16 protein-coding genes are annotated in these 17,967 nt (G+C 66.0%); 6 read left to right on the plus strand and 10 right to left on the minus strand.

Annotation, left to right across the window (positions count from 1 at the left end; genetic code table 11):
* The first annotated feature begins 190 nt into the window (after window positions 1–190).
* A complete protein-coding gene (locus ACW2Q0_RS29315; RefSeq protein ID WP_457194162.1) occupies window positions 191–967 on the plus strand; it encodes a hypothetical protein in 777 nt (258 codons plus the stop codon).
* 63 nt (window positions 968–1,030) lie between these two features.
* Window positions 1,031–1,690 (plus strand): TetR family transcriptional regulator, encoded by a 660-nt coding sequence (locus ACW2Q0_RS29320; protein WP_457194163.1) that lies wholly within the window; start codon window positions 1,031–1,033, stop codon window positions 1,688–1,690.
* An 80-nt stretch (window positions 1,691–1,770) separates the two neighbouring features.
* Here ACW2Q0_RS29320 and ACW2Q0_RS29325 read toward each other — a convergent pair whose 3' ends face one another.
* From ACW2Q0_RS29325 to ACW2Q0_RS29355, 7 genes are all read right to left on the minus strand, one after another.
* Window positions 1,771–2,817, minus strand: coding sequence for an NAD(P)-dependent alcohol dehydrogenase (locus ACW2Q0_RS29325; RefSeq protein WP_457194164.1), 1,047 nt, complete (start codon window positions 2,815–2,817; stop codon window positions 1,771–1,773).
* Window position 2,818: 1 nt separating this feature from the next.
* A complete protein-coding gene (locus ACW2Q0_RS29330; protein WP_457194165.1) occupies window positions 2,819–4,432 on the minus strand; it encodes a flavin-containing monooxygenase in 1,614 nt (537 codons plus the stop codon).
* Window positions 4,433–4,459: 27 nt separating this feature from the next.
* The gene (locus ACW2Q0_RS29335; protein WP_457194166.1) at window positions 4,460–5,245 is read right to left on the minus strand and encodes an alpha/beta hydrolase; all 786 of its coding nucleotides are present in this window, start codon (window positions 5,243–5,245) and stop codon (window positions 4,460–4,462) included.
* A 291-nt stretch (window positions 5,246–5,536) separates the two neighbouring features.
* Window positions 5,537–7,498 (minus strand): flavin-containing monooxygenase, encoded by a 1,962-nt coding sequence (locus ACW2Q0_RS29340; RefSeq protein WP_457194167.1) that lies wholly within the window; start codon window positions 7,496–7,498, stop codon window positions 5,537–5,539.
* A gap of 45 nt (window positions 7,499–7,543) precedes the next feature.
* Window positions 7,544–8,593, minus strand: a complete 1,050-nt coding sequence (locus tag ACW2Q0_RS29345; RefSeq protein WP_457194168.1) for an LLM class F420-dependent oxidoreductase — start codon at window positions 8,591–8,593, stop codon at window positions 7,544–7,546.
* Window positions 8,594–8,695: 102 nt separating this feature from the next.
* Window positions 8,696–8,875, minus strand: a complete 180-nt coding sequence (locus tag ACW2Q0_RS29350) for a hypothetical protein (RefSeq protein ID WP_457194169.1) — start codon at window positions 8,873–8,875, stop codon at window positions 8,696–8,698.
* A 199-nt stretch (window positions 8,876–9,074) separates the two neighbouring features.
* Entirely contained in the window at window positions 9,075–10,310 is a 1,236-nt protein-coding gene (locus ACW2Q0_RS29355; protein WP_457194170.1) for a TetR/AcrR family transcriptional regulator, read from the minus strand.
* A 200-nt stretch (window positions 10,311–10,510) separates the two neighbouring features.
* On the opposite strand from ACW2Q0_RS29355, the gene ACW2Q0_RS29360 reads away from it, so the two are divergent.
* From ACW2Q0_RS29360 to ACW2Q0_RS29375, 4 genes are read left to right on the plus strand one after another with little or no spacing between them, the layout of a single operon-like run.
* Entirely contained in the window at window positions 10,511–12,355 is a 1,845-nt protein-coding gene (locus ACW2Q0_RS29360) for an acyl-CoA dehydrogenase (protein ID WP_457194171.1), read from the plus strand.
* Window positions 12,356–12,394: 39 nt separating this feature from the next.
* A complete protein-coding gene (locus ACW2Q0_RS29365) occupies window positions 12,395–13,522 on the plus strand; it encodes a phosphotransferase family protein (protein WP_457194172.1) in 1,128 nt (375 codons plus the stop codon).
* On the plus strand, window positions 13,522–13,884 hold the full coding sequence (locus ACW2Q0_RS29370; RefSeq protein WP_457194173.1) for a hypothetical protein: 363 nt from the start codon (window positions 13,522–13,524) through the stop codon (window positions 13,882–13,884). The genes ACW2Q0_RS29365 and ACW2Q0_RS29370 overlap by 1 nt, the downstream gene beginning before the upstream one ends.
* A 19-nt stretch (window positions 13,885–13,903) precedes the next feature.
* The gene (locus ACW2Q0_RS29375) at window positions 13,904–15,439 is read left to right on the plus strand and encodes a long-chain-fatty-acid--CoA ligase (RefSeq protein ID WP_457194174.1); all 1,536 of its coding nucleotides are present in this window, start codon (window positions 13,904–13,906) and stop codon (window positions 15,437–15,439) included.
* A 290-nt stretch (window positions 15,440–15,729) separates the two neighbouring features.
* Here ACW2Q0_RS29375 and ACW2Q0_RS29380 read toward each other — a convergent pair whose 3' ends face one another.
* The 3 genes from ACW2Q0_RS29380 to ACW2Q0_RS29390 are packed head-to-tail and all read right to left on the minus strand — an operon-like array spanning window position 15,730 to window position 17,827.
* Complete coding sequence (locus ACW2Q0_RS29380) at window positions 15,730–16,536, minus strand: enoyl-CoA hydratase-related protein (protein ID WP_457194175.1); 807 nt, start codon at window positions 16,534–16,536, stop codon at window positions 15,730–15,732.
* A complete protein-coding gene (locus tag ACW2Q0_RS29385) occupies window positions 16,533–16,910 on the minus strand; it encodes an EthD domain-containing protein (RefSeq protein ID WP_457194176.1) in 378 nt (125 codons plus the stop codon). The genes ACW2Q0_RS29380 and ACW2Q0_RS29385 overlap by 4 nt, the downstream gene beginning before the upstream one ends.
* Window positions 16,907–17,827 (minus strand): alpha/beta hydrolase fold domain-containing protein, encoded by a 921-nt coding sequence (locus ACW2Q0_RS29390; RefSeq protein ID WP_457194177.1) that lies wholly within the window; start codon window positions 17,825–17,827, stop codon window positions 16,907–16,909. The genes ACW2Q0_RS29385 and ACW2Q0_RS29390 overlap by 4 nt, the downstream gene beginning before the upstream one ends.
* Window positions 17,828–17,967 lie beyond the last annotated feature (140 nt).

The raw sequence follows: 17,967 nt of genomic DNA on the forward strand, positions 1-17,967 counted from the left end.
GGGAGCCGCGCTGTCGGTCCGCGCTGTCGTCCCAGTGCTCCAGCGGGCAAACACGGTGGCGCAGTGCGGATATGTATTTCAGCAACATCGAACCGCTACCCTGGAAATTGGCTATACGCGTATAGTTAACGAGAAGGCTGCCTCATAGCACAGCGACAGGGCTCAGGCGAGCCCCGGAAGGGTGAGCTTCGTGTACACCATCGATGGCGTGATGCAGGTCGTCGACCGGCATCCCGTACTGTTCGTTGCATTGGCTTTCGCAACATATGGGTTCGGCTTCGCGCAGTACCTGACAAGCATGTACATGCAGATCAGGAACAAGGACTGTCCATTCTTCTTCTGGCAGCATGCCTGGTACTTCGGCCACGATCTCACCTTCGTCCTTCTCTTCAGCATGTGGTTCTTCCAGGTCGACCACTGGCTGTTCAAGCTCCTATGGGCAGGCTGCGTCACTTTCGTCGCGATCGAGATCTACTCGCTTCAACTCGTGGTCAGGAACGAACGCCAATCGGTGTTCGGCCGGTACTACACCGAGCCCGTGTCCGCACGAACGGCCTGGATTCGAGGAATCGCAGCATATTCGGCCGGCGTCATCCTGTTCATGGTCATCCGCGCGGCAATCGGTGACGTCATGTGCCTGGTACTCATGATGTCGACCAACGCCACCCTGGCAATCGCGACGCAGTTCAAGCTCGAGGAGACGAAGGTCCGCCAGCCGGGGATCATCGCGCTGGCATGGTTCACCCTTCTCGGCACGATTCTGACCTTCATGCCGCCCGGGTATGGGTTCTTCAGCACCGCCGTCACCGCGCTCGACGCGCCGTGGTTCTACGTCCTCGGCGCGTTGAGCACCGTGTGCGCCCTTCGGTTCGTCATCCTCGCCCATCGCATGCCCAAGCAGGGTTCACCCCATGAACCTGTTCCGACGGCATCCGACACGGCCGGACGCCCGACGGCGTCTGCATAGCCGTCGTCAAGTCGCCGCAGTCTCGTGCACACGCACGCCGTCCGACCCCAAACAGGTGACAACATGCCCGCCGAACCCGCTGCATCCGCGAAGGCCCGCATCGCCCGAGCTGCACGGTACTTGCTACTGGAGTCGGGGTTCACGAAGATGAGCTACACGAAAATTGCGGACGCGAGCGGCGTCGATCGACCGCTCGTGCAGTACCACTTTCCGAGGAAGGAGATCTTCCTCCTCGATTTCCTCGACGACCTGCTCGCCGCAACACGTGACCATGTCCGTAGCCACTATCCCGAGTTGACAGATCCGCTTTCGACTCTCTACGTCATCGGCCAACTGCATTTCGGGACAATCCTTCTCGAGGATCGAATCCGGCTGGTGACACTGGACATCGTGAAGAACCGGGAACTCACCGCGCGCATCATTCGATTCAATGAGCAATGGGTCGCGTCGTTCCTCGGTTCGGAGGAGCTGTCGGCAGCCGAGTCGCTCTCGGACGATGTCACGCTGATCTTGGGGGGGATGTACGAACTAGTGTACCGGTATACGTCCGAAGGGAATTCGCTCGACGTGGCGGGGCTCATGCTTCGGGTGGTCAGCGTATTCGGGTCAAGCGTTCGCGACGTGCCACCCAATGTTGTTCGTGCGACACTCACCAGCCACGCGATCCCCGAAAACGAGCTGAAGAGGTTCTGCCGCGAGCTTCTCGGCCGCGCCATCGCTTGACCGCAGCCCGCGAAGGTTTGGCTGCAGGTTGTCGATAGACCGCGGCCCCGGGAACTATCGATTCCCTGGGCCGCGGTCAATCACGGCACCAGCACGGCGCGGCCGCGGATGTCGCCGACCTCGAGGCGACGGAACGCCTCCAGTGCATCGACCAGTGGGAACGTCTCCACCTCGATAGAGATGCGACTCTCCTGGGCGAGCCGGACACAGGCCTCGAGGTCCGCGCGTGTGCCACCGTAGGAGCTCCGCAACCAGGCGCCCCAGGGCCAGCCGCGGCCGGTTCGAGCTTGGGCGCTGACCGGTACCGCACCACCACCGAGCCCCAGGACCTGGCACATCCCACCTGGTGCGACCGCGTTGACGGCCGTCGTTGTGGTGGCGGCGTTGCCGACGAAGTCGAAGACCGCGTCGGCACCCAGGCCGCCCGTCAGCTCCAACACCCGCCCGGCGGCGTCCGGGCCGGCCTGAACCACTTTGTGAGCCCCCAGGTCCAAGGCCGCCTTCAGGCGCAATTCGTCCACGTCGAGGGCCACGATCCGCACGTCGGGCACCGTCGCGAGAATCTGCACCCCCACGTGCCCCAGGCCACCGATACCGATGACCAGGGCCGTGGCACCCGGACGCAGCACCGATCGGGACCGGTCGATGGCGTGGTACGGCGTCATCGCGGCATCAGCGAGCGGTGCCGCGGTCACCGGGTCCAGGTTCCCGATGGGCAGCAGATATCGGGCTGGCACCCGCATCAGCTCGGCCATTCCTCCGTCGGGGCCGAGCCCGGGTGCTGGCGGTTGTGCGCGGCGGCCGGTGGCGACGCACAGATTGTCGTCACCTCGCCGGCATGCGATGCACTCGCCGCACGACCAGCACAGGTGCACGACCGCGCTGTCCCCGGGCGACCACCCGGAGACCTGCTCCCCCATCTCCACGACGTGCCCGGTGACCTCGTGGCCGAGCACGACCGGCCGGCGGAACATCGGGCGCTCCGACTCGACCACGTGCAGATCGGAATGGCAGATGCCGGCCCCGGCGACCTGGAGGAGCACGTCCTCGGGTCCGGCCACCGGGTCCGGGACCTCGTGGACGCGGAGGTCACGAGGTCCGACGAGTTGTACGGCTTTCATGGGCATGTCACCGGAACTCGTAGCCTGCGTAGGAGGTGTCCTCGACCGCGGTCAGCTTGGTGTTCAGGCCGATCAGACCGCCGTCGTAATGGCGGAACACGATCTTCTTGCCCGGTGTATTGGTGCCGTATGTGTAGTCGATCTTCTCCTCGGCAGCCAGGGAAGCGCTGTTCAGCTCATACACGTGGTCAGTCCACTCCTGTGCCGCCTCGCGGGTGGCCTCCACCCGGCTCGCACCACGACGCACCGCCTCACCGAGTACGCCGGTGACGAAGTCGACCTGACGCTCCGACATGCGGGGCACATTGCCGCCGGAACTGTGCGGCCCGACCAGGAAGAACAGGTTCGGGAAGCCCGGGGCGGCGGCGCCGGCGAACGTGAAAGGTCCGTTCTTCCACTCCGCCTTGAGCGATGCACCACCGGCGGTGATGTCGATCCGGTCGTAGGCGCCCGTGATCGCGTCGAAGCCGGTGGCATAGATGATGACATCGAAATCCTCTGCGCCGGCTGTAGTCTCCAACCCCGTCTCGGTGATCCTGGTGATCGGGGTCGTGCGCAGGTCGACCAGGTTTACGTTGGGCCGGTTGTAGACCTCGTAGTAGTTGGTCTCGAACGGTGGGCGCTTGGCCCCGTATCCATGGTCTGGGACCAGGAGGTCGGCCACCGCCGGATCCTGGACGCGGTTGCGGATCTTGCCCTCCAGGAAGTCGCTGAACTCCCGGTTGTAGGTCTTGTCGGTCATCACCTGCAGGTAGTTGCCCAGCAGCTTGGAAAAGCCCGGTGTCTTGTACAGCTGCTCCCAGAACTCCAGACGCTCCGCACGGCTGACCGAACCCGCCTCCACCGGCGCGAAACTGTGCGCGAACCCGGCGAAGGAGCCCTTCAGCGTCTCGTGCATCTGGTCCATGTCGGACTTGATCTGCTCCTGCTCCTCGTCGGTGATGGGCGCGTTGTTGAGCGGCGAGCACCAGTTGGGAGTGCGCTGGTAGATGGTCAGCGAGTCGACAGCATCGGCGATCTCGGAGATCACCTGGACTCCGGACGATCCGGTGCCGATCACAGCCACCTTCTTGCCCGCGAAATCGATTCCCGCCTGGGGCCACAGGCCGGTGTGCGCCGAGATGCCGCGGAAGTCCTCGATGCCGGGGACCGCGGGAAACTGGGGCGCCGACAGCATGCCGACACCGGTGATCACGAAACGTGCGTGGATCAGGTCACCATTCGCGGTGGTCACCCACCAGGTACTGGTGTCCTCGTCGAAGTCCATCGCGGAGACCCGGGTGTCGAAGGTGATGTACTTGCGCAGGTCGAAACGGTCTACCACGTGGTTGAGATAGCGCTCGATCTCGGGCTGACCGGCGAAATGTTCCGACCAGGACCATTCCTCCCGTAGTTCCTTCGAGAAGAAGTAGGCATAGGTGTAGGACTCGGAATCGAAGCGAGCGCCGGGATACCTGTTCCAGTACCAGGTGCCGCCGACTCCTTCGCCGGCCTCCACTACCGCAACGGAGAGGTCGGTCATCGTCAGCCGGTACAGCTGGTAGATCCCGGAGATGCCGGCACCGATGACGAGCACATCAAGCGTGCCCTCGGGCGCGGGGGTGGTCTGGGTGGTGTTCATGGGGCAGTGTTCCGTTCTGGGTTGTGCTCAGCCGAGCGCGCGGATGAAGGCGCCGGCGCGCTCAATCGATGCGGAGGCCTCGGGGAGCCGGCCGAGCAGGATCTGGTGCACGTGCGGCATGCCTTCCTCGATCTGCACCTCGACCCGGCCACCGGCGGCGCGGACCTTCTCGGCGATGCGCTCGGTGTCGTCGAAGAGAATCTCCTCGGTGCCGATCTGCACCAGCAGCGGCGGCAGTCCGACCAGGTCGCCGTAGAGCGGCGAGGCCAGCGGGTTGGTGCGATCCCCCGCTCCGAGGTACGCGGTGGCGTTGGCGTCGAGCTGGTCCTTGGTGACCAACACGTCGCGCCCGGACCGGTCGGCCATGCTGGCGCTGCCCTGGGTCAGGTCGGCCCATGGCGAGAATGCGACGGCACCGAGCGGGGTCGAGATGCCGGCCTCGCGTGCTGCCAGCAGGGTCGCGAGCACGAGACCGCCGCCGGCGGAGTCCCCGGCCACCACGACCTTTGCCGCACCGCGCTCCTGTACCAGAGCCCGGAGCGCCGCGGTGGCGTCGTCGAGGGCGGCGGGGAACAGGTGCTCCGGGGCGCGGCGGTAGTCGAGCACGAACACCTCGGCGCCCGACGCGACGGCCAGCGCACCACCCAGGGGTGCGTGGCTTTCACTGGAGCCGAACTGGAAACCCCCGCCGTGCAGGTAGAGCACGGCACGGAAGTTGGCTCCAGCCCCGGCGGGACGGAACCACACACCCGGCACGCCACCCACAACGCCCTCAGTGCGGGTCACACCATCGGGGAGACCTGCCTTCCCCATGCTCATGTCGTATCCGGAGCGCACTTCTTCAAGAGTGGCATCTTGAGTCGCAAAAGAATAAGCGTCGATAACTGCGTCGATCACACGCTGTACAGGCACAGCGTCCTCCTCTGAAATGAGTCCCTCAGCGGGGCACTCGCCGGAGGTTGCTCTCGACACTCCGGATCTCCGCTGACAGATAAAAGATGAGATGTGGGTGCTGGTTGACACCGGGGACAGGGCCCGCAGTAAGGCGGCTCCACTGGCGGCCAATCTGTGGCGACCGTCACACACTCTATCCGATTTGGTCGGTCAGTAAGTAGAATTTTTATTAACAATTCCACGTTGACTCGTGAGGTTCGAATCCATCGACTTCACGTAGTCGTCCAGATTCGGGACCCGGGTCATGTTCCAGTACTGCAAGACCGTCCACGGTGAATTGGTGACCACCCGTCCGGAGGAATTGCGGTAGTAGCTCTCGACGCCATCCAGCGCGAACACCATGCCACGGTTGGCGGCATCCAGGCGTTCGTTGTAGTCCGCGTACACCTCTTCGCGTACCTCGACAGCAGCGATACCGTCTCGCGCCATGGCCACCAGAAGATCGGTGACATACCGCACCTGGGCCTCGGCAAGGTTGTAGTAACTGCCGCCGGGGGGGTTGGTGTTCGGGCCGAACAGGTAGAAGAGGTTCGGATAACCGGGACTGGTCAGACCCAGGTAGGCGCGCGCGTTGTCGTCGTGCCACTCCGCACGCAGTTCGCGGCCGTCGACGCCGGACACCTCCAGCGGGTACAGGTAGCGCTGCTGCTGGAATCCGGTGCACAGAACCAGCACATCGAGTTCCACCTCGTCGCCGGCGGTCGTGACGACACCAGTGGGGGTCACCTGGGCGATCCCACTGCGGACCAGGTCCACGTCGTCGCGCTTGAGCACGTCGAACCACCCGTTGTCGAGGAGAATGCGCCGACCGAACGGCGGGAACGTCGGGGTGCACGCCTCGACCAGGTCCGGGTGGTCGTGCAAGCGCCCAACCATGTAGCCGGTGTAGAAGCGTCGCAACGCTTCGCTGTACTTGTTCACCGAGTTCTGGCTGGTATCCCACTTCGGGTCCACCTCGAGCGCGGGGAACATTCCCTCGGTATACATCCAGTAGAGCCGGAATCGGTTCCACTCCCAGTAGAACGGGACGTTGGCGAGCAGCCAGTGGTCGGCGTCGGAGACCTGCTGGAAGTAGAGGTCGTTGGGCGCCACCCAGTGCGCCGAGCGCTGGAAGACCACCAGGTGCGCGGTCTTGTCGACCACCGCGGGCACCACCTGCATGGCGCTGGCGCCCGACCCGATCACACCGACTCGCTTGCCCGTGAGATCCAGGCCCTCCGGCCACTGCGCCGAATGCGCCACCTCCCCGGAGAAGGTCTCCAATCCGGGGAACTCCGGGATCTTCGGGCGATTGTGCAGTCCCACCGCGGTGACCAGGGCAGATGCTTCGAGGGTCTCCTCGCCCTGTGGCGTCGTCATGGATAGCACCCACCGATGCCCCTCGGCGTCCCATCGGGCGCTGTGGACGTCTACCCCGAACCGGACGGCATCGCGGACACCCCATTCGTGGGAGGTGTCGACCAGGTATTCGGCGATTTCGTCGCGCTGGGCGAAGTGCTCGCTCCACTGTTTGTCACGGAACGAGAAGGAGTAGAGGTTGGTCGGCACGTCGACCCGAGCACCCGGATAGCGGTTCTCCCACCAGGTGCCGCCGACCTCGGAGTTCTTCTCCAGCACGATGTGCGGGATACCGGCCGCCTTGAGACTGCGCGCGGTGGCGAGTCCGGACACTCCGGCGCCGATCACAGCAACGGAGAACTCCCGCCCGGCCAGCTGCTGATGTACCGACTCGGGTCGGTAGGGGCGCAGCCCCACCTGCTCGCTGACCATCGGCGCGTAGTCCTCCGACACCGGCGCACCCAGGCACTGGCTCATCAGCGCGCTCATCATGCTCAGGTCGGGGTCGGGCAGTTCGGGCTCCAATTCCCCCTTCTGCCAGCGGGACACCATATCCACGGCGGCGGCGCGGATCTCGGCCTGCACATCCACGCCGAGCCCGCCGCTGGGATCCTCGACGAACCCGACAGGGCGGGAGGGCCGGTAGCGCTCCTCCAGCCAGCGGAGGTCACCGGTGAGCTGGACGAGGACCGGCAGCAGCAACGGGATGGCCGCCTGCTCGATCATCGCGGTCAGATCGACCTGGTCTCTTTCGTCGCGTCTCTGAGCTTTCATCACACACCTCGACAGTGATTGGTTTCGGGAAGGCGTTCGCGGCAGTCAGGAGGCCCAGGCGTCGGACGCCGCGCGCAGCCTCCGGATCGCCTCGGTGACCTTCTCCGGCGCTTCGTTCATTGGCTGGACGGTGAGCAGGTCGAGCCCGGCGCGCTGGAACGCGCCCAGCCGTTCGGTCACCTCGTCCGGAGTTCCGATCAGGGTCGTCTCGCGGACGAACTCGTCCGGGACGGCGGCCACTGCTTCGGGAACCCGGCCGGAGAGATAGGCGTCCTGGATACGGTCGGCCTCGGGTCCGTACCCGTACCGGTGGGCGAGGTCGTGGTAGAAGTTCTGTTTCCTCGAGCCCATGCCGCCCACGTAGAGCGCCAGCTGCGCACGGGCCTTTTCGAACTCCACGGTGGTGTCACGGCCGACAGCGACCGGCACCCGGGCGACGATTTCCAGCGGCGCCAGATCCGACGCGCGTTCGGCTGCGCCTGCTGCCAGGTCGGCGCCCCACACATCCTCGGCGCGACCGGGGTGGAAGAAGATCGGCTCCCATGCGTCGGCCTTCGCAGCCGTCATGCGGACGGTCTTCGGACCGGTGCCGGCCACCGAGATCGGGATGTTCGGGCGGACCGGCTTCTGGATCAGCTTGAGCGGCGGATAGCCCGCAGATCGTGGAATGGTCCATTTCGGACCTTCGTGGACCAACTTCTCCCGCCGCCACACTGTCCGGCACACGTCGATCGTCTCCGAGATACGTTCCAGGGGGGCGTCGTAGGCGACGCCATGGAAGCCGTCCACGACTTGAGGGCCGGAGGCTCCGAGCCCGAGCCGGAACCGACCTTCGGAGCTGAAGTCCAGGCCCGCCGCGGTCATCGCCAACAGGGTGGGGGTCCGGGTGTGCACCGGCAGGATTCCCGTGGCCAGCTCGACGGTGCGGGTCCGCGCGGCAAGGAAGCCGAGCTGACTCACCGCGTCGAAGGTGTACGCCTCCGAGACGGTCACCGACTCCAGACCGTCGTCCTCTAGTGCTGCGAGCCGATCTCCAGCCTCACTCAGTCGTCCGACAACCCCGATCAGCAGGCCGATCCTGACCCGACGCGCCATCTTGATTCCCGTCCAAAACTAGAAGTAAGAATAACTAGATTGGACGCTACCAAGCTACTTGCGGCTTGAAAAGGGGTTAAATACTGGAGATCATCCGAAATTTTAATTCACATCGACGGATTCGGACATGGCACATGGGATGCAGACAGTGAGCGCGCAGAACGCCACCTCACCACGTGGCTCGTCGAGAACATGGACGGCCGGCGCCACTTCGCCGCCGCGCGACGCCAGCGCGGGGCGCACCGTCACCTCGTACTCGATGACCTCGTGCCAGTAGACCAACTCTGGCGCTCGAGTCGATGGAGCGCAGCGTGTGGGGCCCGGCCGGCGGCGCCGGGGCCCCGACCCCCAGGGCAACGGAGCGCCCCCACAGCGACCCCGGCCCGCAGGCATCCGCGGTTCAGACGCGGCCCGCCGGACGATCGGTCGGGCGGACCGCCGCCAGGTGGCCTCGAGTCGCCGCTAACCACCCTGTGCCCGGTCAGGCCTCGAGCAACGCGGTCATCAAGGTAATCAGGTCCTGGTGCAATGTCGCGCGAACCCGCAGACGGGGAGTCTGTACGATGTCGGCGGCCATGCCCAGGGCGGACCGCACACGGGCACGAGCCTCGGAGTTGCCTAGCTCTGGACGCACTTCGCGGAGGACCGAGACCCACTGGTCCACGTGACCGCGGTAACTCAGCACCAGGTCCTCGCGCTCCTCCGTGCTCAGCATCACCACCTCTTCGTCGAAGATGCCGAACGCGCGCCCGTGTGGCCCCAGCGCGAGGCTGACGTACAACTCGAGGAGGCCGGCCAGCTCGGACTCCGGAGATTTCAGTCCCGCCAGGTGGTGGACCATCGTGTAGTTGAGACCCGTAATGCTGCGGCGCAGGATTACCGCCAGGAGGGCTACCTTGCTGTCGAAGTACTGGTAGATGGTGGCGAGCGCGGCGTCGGAGTTGGCCGCGATGTCCTCCATGCTCACGTCAGCGAACCCGCGGTCGGCGAAGAGTTGGGTGGCCGCCTCGATGATCTGCTCCCGTCGCCCGCGACCACGGAAGGTCGGTACTTCCGTGGTTGTGCCGCCTTCGGCCAGCGGCACCTGTACCACTGCGGCGGCGAACCGACGGAGCAGCACGGCCGGTGCCTCGTGACCGTTCGAGCTGGCCGAGGAGCGCAGGCCGCGAGAGTGCGCGAACACCGAGAGCACTGCCCAAGCGAGGAGCTCGACGTCGGCGGCAGAAGCGTTCGGGCGCAGGCCGGCAACCACGGAGGCGACACCCGCCTCGAGCTGACGCGCCCTCGCCCGGTATGCGGTCGCGTCGTGCTCGGCGAGGTTGCGGCGTTCCCACCGCCAGAGCATCGCCTCGTCTCGCGCCAGCACCAGCCGGGCCAGCTCCTCGGTCATCTTGTCGAACCGCTCCTGCGGAGAGCCGTCGACGTTCGCGGCCACTTCGACCACGTTGGCGGTCACCGAGATCTGCTCGAGCACAACCCGGGCCAGGATGTCCTGCTTGCTGCGAAAGTGGCGGTATAGCGCAGGTCCTCGAATGCCGACTCTCTGAGCGATGTCCTCCATGCTCACCCGGTGGTAGCCCCGCTCCTGAAACAGCTGGCTGGCCGCCTCCACGAGCTGGAGCTTGCGGGCGGACTCCCTGCGGGGGACGGGTGGCGGCCCCCCCGCCTGGTCGGCTTGTTCAACGGTTCCGACCACGCCGCCTGGTGTGTCGCTCACGCGTATGCCTCACATCGGTCATTGCCCCCGGGCTTTCCGGGCCCACGACGGGCCGCGCTGGGTGCACGGAGGACTGAATCAGTACTGGAATTCCTCATTCTACTCTTCTATCTAGCGCAGATCGTGGTTCCCACGCGGTTATCGCCAAAATAGTTATTCCCAGTTATGTTCAATAACGCATCGAGTTGAGGAAGGCGGCCATGGGGCACTACAAGAGCAACCTGCGGGACGTGACATTCAACCTGTTCGAGCTGCTCGGCCCTGGTTCAGGGTACGGCGCACCGCCTTTCGAGGAGTACGACCGCCCCACGGTCAGCAGCATGTTGACCGAGGTCGAGCGACTGGCACGCGAGAACCTGTCCTCGTCGTTCGTCGAGGGTGACCGCACGCCGCCCACCTTCGACCCGAACACGCATTCGGTGACCATGCCCCCCGGATTCGCCGCCGACTACCAGCGATGGATGGACTCCGACTGGTGGCAACTCCAGGTGCCGGCCGAGCTGGGTGGTCATGCCGCTCCGGCAACCCTCATCTGGGCCACCTCGGAGTTCGTGCTCGGCGCCAACCCTGCGTTGTGGGTCTACGCCAGCACCCCGACCGTCGCCCGCGTGATCGCCGGAAATGGTACCGAGCGGGATCAGAGCATTGCCCGGATTCTGCTGCAGCGCCGCTGGACCGGAACCATGGTGCTGACCGAGGCCGAGGCAGGGTCGGACGTGGGTGCGGCGCAGACCAATGCCGTTCTCAACCCTGACGGTACCTGGAACCTCGAGGGCACCAAGCGGTTCATCACAGCCGGTGACCACGACATGTCCGAGAACATCCTGCACCTCGTGCTGGCGCGGCCGGTCGGTGTGGAGGGTGTCGGGGGCCCCGGCACCAAGGGACTGAGCCTGTTCCTTGTGCCCAAGTACGACTTCGATCCCGTCACCGGAGAGTTGACCGGTCGCCGTAACGGGGTGCGCGTGACCGGCCTGGAGCACAAAATGGGGTTGCACGCCTCGGCCACCTGCGAGCTCAGCCTGGGTGACGACGAGCCGGCGCGTGGCTGGCTTCTCGGCGAAGTGCACCAGGGCATTGCCCAGATGTTCGACGTCATCGAATACGCCCGGATGATGGTCGGCGCAAAGGCCGTGGCCACCCTGTCGACCGGCTACCTCAACGCCCTGGAGTACGCCCGGAGCCGGGTCCAGGGCCCCGACCTCACCCTGTCCCACGACGCGACCGCTCCCAAGGTGAAGATCGTCCAGCACCCCGATGTGCGCCGCTCACTGCTGACCCAGAAGGCCTACGCGGAAGGCCTGCGCTCGCTGCTGCTGTGGACCGCATCCTGGCGGGACCGGGCGGCCCGGAAGTGGTATGCCGGCGACGACGCAAAGATGGAGTCCAGGGTAAACGACCTGCTGTTACCCGTGGTCAAGGGCTACGGCTCGGAACGCTCGTGGGTGCTGCTGGGGACCGAGAGCCTACAAACCCTCGGCGGATCCGGCTACCTGGTCGACTATCCACTGGAGCAGTACGTACGTGACGGCAAGATCGACACCCTGTACGAGGGCACCACCGCGATCCAGGGACAGGATCTCTTCTTCCGCAAGATCGCCCGCGACTCCGGACGCACCTTGCAGGTGGTGCTCGACGAAGTGCGCGCCGCCCTGACCGACGTCGATCCGCGGCTCGCCGACGAGCACGTGGCGTTGAAATCCTCGGTCGAGGACCTCGAGGCAGTGGTCGACCGACTGCTGAAGCAGGCGGCGGCTGCCGCGGGCGCCAACGGCCGCACGATCTACGACGTCGGCCTCAACGCCAGCCGCCTGCTCACCATGCTCGGTGACGTACTAGTGGCCTGGCTACTGGTCCGCAGCGCCTCGATCGCCCTGATCGCCCTGGATAGCCAGCCGTCCGAAACCGACCGGCACTTCTACACAGGCAAGATTGCCGCCGCCCGCCACTTCTGTCGACTGATACTGCCGCGCGTATCCGCGGAACGGCGCATCTGCGAGTCCACCGATCTCACCATCATGGACCTAGACCCCGCCGCCCTCTGACCACACTGAAGCCTTCTCCCGACCCCGGCAGGAGCTGCCATGACATCCACGACAACGGGTCCAACCGCCGTCCCGGCGGATCCGGACCCGGTCTCCTCGAAGGCCACCGAACAGGCACACCACGCCGACCTGACCACAGACGAGCACGGCGGCATCGACCTGCAGGTGCTCGACCAGCAAGTCCTTGCCGCCTTCGACCTGCCGGCGACCGCACTGGCACGGCGCGAACTGCTGGGCGGCGGGCTCTCCCAGACCACCATCCGCTACCGATTCACCCCGGCGGCCCCGCACACCTCGGTGATCGTGAGGATCCCGCCGGTGCACGGACCGCTGGCACCATACAGCCCCGAGGGCGAGGCCGCCCTGATGCGCTGGCTCGGCGGCCACGGCGTGGCCGTGCCCACGGTGCTGCACAGCAGCCCGGCCGACGGCCCGCTGGGACGGGCGTTCCTGATCTCCGAAGAGGTGAGCGGCGACGTCGTGCGAGACGGAGCCCTCGGCTACGCCGACGAGGACAAGCGGGCGCTGGCCCAGGCCTACACCACTGCTCTGGTCGGCTTCCACGGCCTGTCCGAGACACCGCGGTCCGCCGAGGTACTCGGCTGGGCCCCACGCAAGGACCCCGAAGGCGTGATCGACCGGTGGACCCGAAGCCTCGCCGAGACCGAGCTGACGCTCCCGGACTTCCACCAGTTCCTCACCGACTGGCTGGTGGCCCGGATGCCGACCGCCGATGGCGTCACCGTCGTCCACGGCGACTACCGGCTCGGCAACGTGTTGTGGCACCGGCCCAGCGATATGGCGGCCATCCTCGACTGGGAGGAGGCCGGCGAGGGCGACCCGTATTTCGACCTCGGCTGGACACTGATGGGCACCGACGCCCCCGGGGACTCGATGATGGGCGTGCTCAGCCGACGCGACTTCCTGGCGCTCTACGAGAAACTGAGCGGCACCGAGATCGACCATGAGCGGCTGCTGTGGTGGGAGGTCGCAGCCGGCTGGTCACGGCTGTGCATGGAAGCCAAGGCAATCGCCTTGATCGGTGAAGGTCACTACTTCGACCTGCGCCCGCTGCTCTCCACCTACCTGAACCGTCGGCTCTCGATCAACCTGCTGGAGAAGATCCAGCGCCACGAGGGCACCCGAATCGGATCGGAGCACCTGTGATGGACTACCTGACCCACGCCAACGCCCTGGAGGCGATCGTCCGCACCATCGAGCAGGACGTGATCGGACGAATCGACGACGCCTACGCCCGCAGCCAGCTGTGGTCGTCCACCGGCATCCTGGCCAACATCGCCCGCGAGCTGACCGAGGCCGCTGAGGCAACCGGATCCGGTGCCGCTCTCCTGCCGTGCGGACACACCTCCCACGACACCGACGCCCCGGACTCCGCTGACCTCGCCACTTGCTCCACCACTCTGCTCGAGAAGGTCCGCAACGACGTGGCCGCCCAGCGCTCGCTGCACTACCGCAAGGCGACCACCGGCGCGCAATGCCCCGGTTCCGGTACCCGCGAACCGGATTGAGAAGACTGAGGAGATAGCAATGCGCGTCCACGAACTGTTGGACCACTGGGCCGATCGGTGCCCGAACGAGATCTACCTCAGCGACGACCGGCGGAGTCTCACATGGGACGAGATGCGTCGATGGACCCACCGAATCGGCAACTGGCTGGCTGACACCCTGCAGCCCGGTGATCGGTTCTGCCTGCTGGATCGGAACTCACTCGAGATGATCGCGGTGTACTTCGGGGCGTCGCGCGCCGGCGTCGTGCCCGTGCCGCTCAACTTCCGCCTGGCCCCACGCGAGTGGAAGTACATCGTCGAGGACGCGCGGTGCGCACTTGCGGTGGTGCACGACGACTACGCGGAAGCCCTGGCGTCGGTCCTGCCGGACATCGCGACGTCGGTCATGCAGCACGGCTACGCATCCGCCCTGGGATTCGAACCAGCGGTGTGTGCTTTCCCAGACGAAGCGGTCGATCGAGACGTCCCCACGGACGCCGTGTACCACCAGATGTACACCAGCGGTACCACCGGAAAGCCCAAGGGCGCGATGGTGACGCACCGAGCGACCTGTATGAATGCCCTGCAGATCCAGCAGGCCCTGAGGTCGGTACGCAAGGCGACGTTGTGCGTCATGCCCATGTTCCACGCCGGTGCGGCCCTGCAGATCCTCGCGTACACGTCAGGCGGGTGCTCGATCCACGTCGTTCGCGACTTCGACCAGGCCGATGTGCTTCAGACGATGTCGAAGCGCCGCATTGCGCTCCTCACGCTTGCCCCGGCGATGATCCAGGGCATGATTTCCGCCCCGCTCGCCGCAGAGCTCGACTTCTCGTCGTTGGACCTAATGGTCTACGGCTCTGCACCCATGGCGACGGAGCTGGTCAAGCGCGCGATAGACGTCTTCGGCTGTGACTTCGCACAGGCGTACGGAATGACCGAAACCTGCGCGGTGGCAACCATTCTCTCACCCGAAGACCACCGCACCTCGCTCTCGGGCAGACCGGAGATCCTGGCCTCGGCCGGTCGTCCCGTTCTCGGCACCTCCGTCAAGATCGCGGGGCGAGACGGGCAGGATCTTCCCGCCGGCTCCGTGGGAGAGGTCCTGGTCCGGGGTCCGCAACTGATGGAGGGCTACTGGGGACTTCCCGACGCCACCCGCGACACCCTCGCCGACGGTTGGCTGCACACCGGCGATGCCGGCTACCTCGACGCCGAGGGCTACCTGTTCATCTCGGATCGGGTGAAGGACATGATCATCTCGGGCGGTGAGAATATCTACCCGCGCGAGATCGAGGAGGTCCTGTTCGAGATGCCCGAGGTGGCCGACGCCGCGGTCATCGGGGTGCCCAGCGAGCGGTGGGGCGAGAGCCCGATTGCGATCGTCGTCCGCGCACCCGGCGCGTCACCGACCGAGAAATCGATCATCGATCACTGCCGCGCCCACCTTGCACGATTCAAATGCCCTGTTGCGGTGACGTTCACCGACGAACTCCCCCGGAGCACGGTCGGAAAGGTCCTCAAACGTGACCTACGCGAACCGTACTGGCAGGACCTGGCGCGACGCATCAGCTGACTCGCGCACTCGCACCATCACATCACGGCAACGCGTTCGTGTCCGCTGAGGACGAGGTGATCTTCATCGGCTTGGCCGACAGTCTGCCTGAACTGCTGGGCGACAGTGCAACACGCCATTCAGCCAGCGGCGGCAGTGCGAGGGATGACCGAGCGGTACGCTGCAGCGATGATCGATCACGACAGTCTCGGACTGTTCGGCTGAGTGCGTTCTGCCCCAGCGGACGGTGGAGCGGAACACCGGCCGGGCGACGAGATGTGCAACCCGCCACCGGTCGATTGCGTCGGAGGTCAGGATCGGACCGAGTGCAGCGGCGGCTCATCCCGCCACTGAGGCACGCGACCCTCGACGAACGAGCGAACCCCCTCATCGAAGTCGGGGCGATCCATCAGGTCCAGCTGCCCACCGACTTCCCTCTCGAACGACGCCGGAAGCGCGGTCAGCGATACCTCGTTGACCACCGAAAGAGCTTGCGCGAGAGCAACAGCCGGACCTCGAGCCAATCGGCTGGCCACAGTGGCCACTTCCTTCTCGAAGTCGGGTACCGGTCGAACTCGATCGGTCAGGCCGCAGTCGACCAACGCCTGGGCATCGAGTTCTTCGTCGAGCAGTACCATCCGCTGCGCACGGGCGCGGCCGACACTCGCGGCGAGGAGCGCAGCGGCTCCACCGTCCGGCATGAGTCCGACACCCGAGAATCCCAGACGAAAGCGGGTTCGAGCCGATACCAGCAATAGGTCGCATGCCAGGGCAAGCGACACCCCGACCCCAATCGCCGCGCCGTCAACGGCCGCGACCACCGGCCGAGGCAACTCGACCAGGCGCGTCACCAGGCCGTTCACGTCATGCAGCAGCGCCTCGGAGCCGGCGCGGTCCAGCCATTCCCGGTTGCCCAGGTCGGCGCCGGTGCAGAACACGCCCGGGGTACCGGTCAGCACGACTACGCGCACCGAGGGATCGCCCATCGCAGCGTCCACCCGGTGGTTGAGCTCAGCGACCACCTCCGGGGTGAGCGCGTTCCCGCGCCGCGGTCGGTCGAGCCGCAGCGTGAGTACTCCGTCAGCCTCCCCCACCAGCACCTCGGCAGAGCCGCTCACGACGCCCCATCCTCGTCCGGATCGCCGGTCACCAGCCAACGGATCCCCCCCTCGGCGATGAAGTAGCGTTCGTCGGCAGCGAGTGCCTCGCGGACCGATGGTTCTAGCATCGCCTCGACCAGTTGCTCGGCATCGTCGCGCGTTGCCAACGTGATGTGGGTGATAGCACTGACCCTCCCCTCGACCCGATCGCCCCGCCCCTCGGCCAGTCGACGGGCCAGCGTCTCGTCCAGTCGGTGGTGCCGCACGTAGCCAACTGGACGCGCCTTCACCAATCGTCCCACCAGCGGGATGTGCCGCTCCTCGTAGTAGCGCCGGAACTCCTCGTCGGTAAGGTCGTCGCGTTTGGTCAGCAGCATTGTCAGGGTGATCACAACGTCGCCTCAGCCAAGAATGCGGCAATCTCGTCGATGGCAGCACGCCCTGCCGGAAGGAAGGATTCGAAGAGCGGCCAGGCATGCGGCACGTCGTCGTAGACATGCAGCCGAGCGGCCACCCGGGCCTCGGTGAGCCTGTCGGCCACCCGGACCGAGTCGTCGAGCAGCACCTCGGCGCTGCTGGCTTGGACCAGCAGCGGAGGAAGCCCGCGCAGGTCGGCGTTCAGCACGGTGGCCTCCGGGTGCGCCCGGTCGACGCCGCGCAGGTAGATCGCCACGATGGTCCGCAGGCCTTGGCGGTCGACGGCGAGGTCACGCTCGGCGTTGGTCACCATGCTTTCGCCGCTGCCGGCGAGGTCGAGCAGCGGCGACACGAGGACCGCCCGGGTGGGCAGGCTGCCCCCCGCGTCGCGGCGGCGCATCAGCGCGATCAGGGTGAGGGCGCCGCCGGCAGAGTCGCCACCGACCGCGACGTCCTCGACCGGACCGCAGTGCCCGTCCAGGACCGCGTCGAGGGCCGCTGCGGCATCGTCGACCGCGCCGGGGAAGGCGTGTTCGGGTGCGCGGCGGTAATCCGGAAGGAGCACCGTGCGTCCCGTCGCCGCGGAAAGGGACACAGCCAGGCTGCGATGGCCGCGGGCGCTACCCAGGATGTAGCCGCCACTGTGGAACCAGACCAAGACCTTGGTGGGCGAGGCCCCGGGGGCTGTGACTCGAAGGCAGGGAACTTTCCCCACGGCGACCTCGTCGACCACGGCAGGGTCGACCGGGAACTGCGCCAGCATTCTCTCGAATCGCTCGCGGGTGGCCTCGATCGTCTGTTCGTGCTGGGCCCCGAACACCCCTTCGTAGAGTGCGTTTGCACGAGCGATCTGGTCGCCGGACGGGCTCTGCCCGTGATCTGACCCGGTCACGCTCGCGGGTCGTGCAGTGTGCGGCATGCCACGAGAGGCTAGCACCAGACAACCCTGAAGTACAGACTAAAAGCAGAATGCGGAATAACGTATATGGCGGTTTACGTCCACAGATTCGGATGTTGACGAACGAGTGCATC

This window comes from Nocardia citri, from assembly GCF_054065835.1.